The sequence below is a fragment of the Bradyrhizobium sp. genome (assembly GCF_035570375.1).
Classification (GTDB): domain Bacteria; phylum Pseudomonadota; class Alphaproteobacteria; order Rhizobiales; family Xanthobacteraceae; genus Bradyrhizobium.
Genome location: NZ_DATMLW010000249.1, coordinates 1 through 4,203, shown reverse-complemented (window position 1 = coordinate 4,203; position 4,203 = coordinate 1). Strand labels below are relative to the sequence as shown.

Below are 4,203 nucleotides of genomic sequence, written 5' to 3'. Positions count from 1 at the left end.
CGAAGCGGAAAAAGGCAAGACATTGACTGGCTCAGCCCCGAGGATGTCGCGGGGTTGATTGCGCATCCGGGAGGGGCCGCACCGTCGCAGCGCCGCGTGGCTGGCATACCGCTGCCGACCGGCGATAAGAAAGCGGAAAAGCTCGCGGAGATTTTGCGGCCATTGACGCTGGATTCCGATACCGTCGCGCCGATGGGATCGCTGCACGGGTTTCTCTATTTTAATGTGAACCACGATCCGTCGCTGGCATCGACGTCGGTGCTTTACGTACCTGATGTGGTGGTGATTCCGACCAAAAAGACATTGATGTTCTTCGAAGTGCCGCTCGGCAAGCCCGCCGAAAAGTAGTCGAACGGTTGTGCATTCGCCGGGCACTGACGCCTGCAAGTGAGATCGTTTCCACTGTCGAGGACTTCGAGTTCGCCGTCGCACCAAAAACGCTCTCCGAATCTAAAACTCTCCCCGCGCATCAAAGGCTAGGTCCCAAGTTCTCACCCCAGCCCGCATCTATCTGGTAAATATAGTGTTACCGACACATAACCAAATGAGGAGAAAAGAAATGGGTAAGCTTACAGGGAAAGTTGCAGTCGTGACAGGAGCCTCTAAGGGCATCGGGGCTGGGATCGCTACGGCGTTGGCCGCGGAAGGCGCATCGGTGGTCGTGAACTATGCCTCCAGCAAGGCTGGCGCGGATAAAGTGGTGGCCGCCATCACCGCATCCGGCGGGAAAGCTATGGTAGTTGGCGGCGACGTGTCCAAGGCCGCAGAGGCCAAGGGCATTATCGACGCCGCAATCAAGAACTACGGCCGCCTCGATATTCTAGTGAACAACTCCGGCGTGTACGAGTTCGCTCCCATCGAGGCTGTCACCGAAGAAAACTTCCACAAAACTTTCAACATCAATGTGCTTGGAGCGATCCTGGTGACGCAGGCGGCTGTCAAGCACATGAGCAACGGCGGAAGCATCATCAATATTGGGTCGGCGGTGAGCCGCTTGACGCCTCCTAACTCAACGGTTTACACGGCGAGCAAAGGGGCGCTGGATGCAGTTACCGGTGTGCTGTCGCGGGAACTGGGACCGAAGAAGATTCGTGTGAATACGATCAATCCCGGGATCATCGAGACCGAGGGCACGCATGCCGGCGGGTTTCTTGGATCTGAATTCGAGACGGCTTTCGTCGCGCAGGCGCCGTTGGGACGCATCGGAAAGGTTGGAGACATTGCGCCGATTGCGGTGTTTTTGGCGTCGGACGAGTCGAGATATCTTACTGGCGAGCAGCTTTTGGCCGCCGGAGGAGTTCGATAAATCCGTGGGGCGGTTGGTTGCCGACGATGGATCCGTAGAGCCGGCGAGACGCCACCCTGCCGGTAGGCAAGCGGCGCTACGTTAGCCCATGCGAGCGATTACTACCGTTATGTCGTCGGCTTGTTCGGGGGTGCCGGCCCATTGCTCGGCGGCGGCGATCAGGTTTTCGGCAATGCGCTGCGGGGGCATGCTGCGTTGGCGCAGGATTTCCTCTTTCAAGCGGTGCATGCCGAATTCCTCGCCGTAGACATTTTCTGGTTCGGTTAGGCCGTCGCTGAAGGCTACCAGCAAGCTGCCTGGTTCGACTTTTATGCTGCCCTGCGTGTAGGGGACATCCTCGAACATACCGATCACCGTGCCCCCTTCGCTGAGCTCCTGCACTTCGTCCCTGCAAACGAAAAACGGCGAGAGGTGACCGGCGTTGGTGTAGGTGAGCATCCTGCTGTTCACGTCAAAAACAGCGTAGAAGAATGTGGCGTAGCGATCGTCCGAAGTGTTGCGAAACACGTGGCGATTCAGGCGCGAAACCAGGTCGGCGGTGGTGCAATTGCCATCGAGCGACGCTTGGCTGCGCAGAGCTGCTTGCAAGCTGGCCATCAGAAGCGCGGCAAAAATGCCCTTGCCGCTAATGTCCGCGAGCGCGATGCCCACGCAATCCTGCCCAGTGCGGATGAAATCGTAGTAGTCGCCGCTGACGACGCGGGCGGGGCGGCAGATGGCCGCCAGTTCCAGGCCGGGCAACGCGGGAAGGACCTGCGGGAAGAGCTGCGATTGCACTTCACGAGCGATGGCGATCTCGTTTTCGAGTTTCTGGCGCTTGCCTTGCTCGACGATCAGCTCGGAGATGGAACTGGTCATCTCGTTGAAGGATTCGCCGAGCGCGCCGAGTTGATCACGCTGGTGCACGCGAATACGCTGGGCGAAATCTCCGCGGCGGACGTTGAGAGTGGCCTCGTAAAGATCGCCCACGGCGCGCGTGATCGTGCGCGTGAGAACGATGCCGGTAATCAGCGCGGCAAATTCGAGCGCCAGGAAAATCACACCGGCAGCAATCAGCGCCAGTTCGAGCAGCGGCCCTATTTCGCCTACCGAAGTGAACAAGCGACGATTAAGGGCCGCGGCGCGCATGGCAAACGTCGCCAAGACGGCAGCGGGCGCGTCGTCCGGCTGCGGGCCGATGTGCGCGAGGTCAATTGTGGAGACGCCGCCAATGCGCACGTCAAACCAGTTCGCTGGCGATTCGAGGACGCGGCGGCGGCTGGCGATTTGCTCTCCGGGAACGAATACTTTGCCGTTGAAACTGAGCGAGGCGCCTGCGGGAGTTTGTTGGTTGGTCGGGCGCAGCGGAATGATTTGGATGGGACCGATGTCCGAAGGCAAGCCATCGAGGAAAGCAGGATTGAGCGGGGTCCCGACGACGAGGTAGAAAGGTCCGGCTGGGCCGGTCTTCTCGACTGCCGCAGAGACCCAAATTTTCCCGCCGAATTCCACGAGGCCCGCGAAATGCTGGCCGTCGCCCGCCTGCACGAGGCGTTCGCCACGGTTGGGGAAGACGCGCAAGTCAGGCCATTCGCGGCGGGCTGCATCGATTAGATTGGCGACGCCCGGCCGCGCGAGGATGGCTTCGCTGGTGGGAGACGCGCCTTGTGCTGCTTCCTGTTCCACGGCGCCTGCGAGGGCATCCGCGTCGGCGGAAATGGTGCTGATGCGGGCTTGCAGGTCGTCATGAAAGATATGCGCGCCGAGTTGCAGGTAGAGACCGTAGGCTGCCAGGCCCACCATCGAAAGCAGCAAGATGACCGGAACAACCGCGATGAAAACGTACACGACGATGAGGCGGTTTCGCAGGGTCCACATGAATTTCGTGCGGAACCAAGGCACTAGTCGAACGACGAGGTAAACGGCGGCGAGAAAACCGAGCAAGCCGATGAATCCGGAGAAGCGAACCGGGGCTACGAATGCCGCGAACACGCGCACCGCAGCGTAGAGAAAGATGACTACAAGTGCGACCCGGTCCAGCGGCGCGATGTGTCGCAGGAAGACAAATAACCGGCGAGGAGAAAGTCGGTTCACGAAAATTGGTCTCAGGCGTTAGAAGAATAGCCGACGAGCGGCGGATATGGAAGGTACGTGCTGCTCCGGGAGGAAGGCGACGAGATAGTGCTCAACCCGGGCCAGCACACCGCAGTTCTGAGACCCGCCCCTACACAGGATCTACACAAGTGTTGCGAACGCGGGCGCAGCGAGGCCCCACGTTCGCGAGCTACCGCTGGAGCGCGGTGCGGTCGTTTTGCTGCACGCGGCTGTGGTGGCGGCTATAGGCGAAATAGACCACCAGGCCGATGGCCAGCCAGATGATGAGGCGCGCCCAGTTCACCCAGCCTAGGTTGACCATCATGTAGATGTTGATGGCAACACCGAGCGCCGGAATCAACGGAACAAGAGGCGTGCGAAACGGACGAGGCTGATTAGGATTGGTGTAGCGCAGAACGATCACGGCCATGCATACGATCACGAAGGCAAGCAGCGTGCCGATGTTGACCATTTTGCCGAGCTGATCAATCGGCGTAATGCTGCCGACGACCGCGGCCAGCAGGCCGACGAGAATCGTGGTCTTGTACGGCGTGCGGAACCGGGGGTGAATCGCGGCGAAGAACTTGCGCGGCAGCAGGCCGTCGTTGGCCATGGAATACAGCACGCGAGTCTGGCCTAGCAACATCACGAGCATGACGCTAGTCAGTCCGGCCAGCGCGCCGGCCGTGATCACGGTGGAGGCTGTGTTCAGGCCGTGATCGAGAAAGGCAACCGCCAGCGGCGCCTCGACGTTGATCGACCTCCAGGGCACCATGCCGGTGAGCACGAAAGCCACGAGGATGTAAAGGATGGTGCAGGCCACC

4 protein-coding genes are annotated in these 4,203 nt (G+C 60.2%); 2 read left to right on the top strand and 2 right to left on the bottom strand.

The window, feature by feature from the left end:
* Window positions 1-348 (top strand): hypothetical protein (locus VNX23_RS27275; RefSeq protein WP_325634675.1); only part of this gene is annotated, 348 nt, incomplete at its 5' end.
* Between the two features lie 211 nt (window positions 349-559).
* A complete protein-coding gene (locus tag VNX23_RS27270; protein ID WP_325634674.1) occupies window positions 560-1,306 on the top strand; it encodes a glucose 1-dehydrogenase in 747 nt (248 codons plus the stop codon).
* An 81-nt stretch (window positions 1,307-1,387) separates the two neighbouring features.
* Here the strand turns inward: VNX23_RS27270 and VNX23_RS27265 are convergent, their stop codons facing one another.
* Both VNX23_RS27265 and VNX23_RS27260 read right to left on the bottom strand, forming a co-directional pair.
* A complete protein-coding gene (locus VNX23_RS27265) occupies window positions 1,388-3,379 on the bottom strand; it encodes a PP2C family protein-serine/threonine phosphatase (protein ID WP_325634673.1) in 1,992 nt (663 codons plus the stop codon).
* Window positions 3,380-3,569: 190 nt separating this feature from the next.
* Window positions 3,570-4,203, bottom strand: a 634-nt coding sequence (locus tag VNX23_RS27260; protein ID WP_325634672.1) for an amino acid permease, incomplete at its 5' end; no start/stop codon positions are given.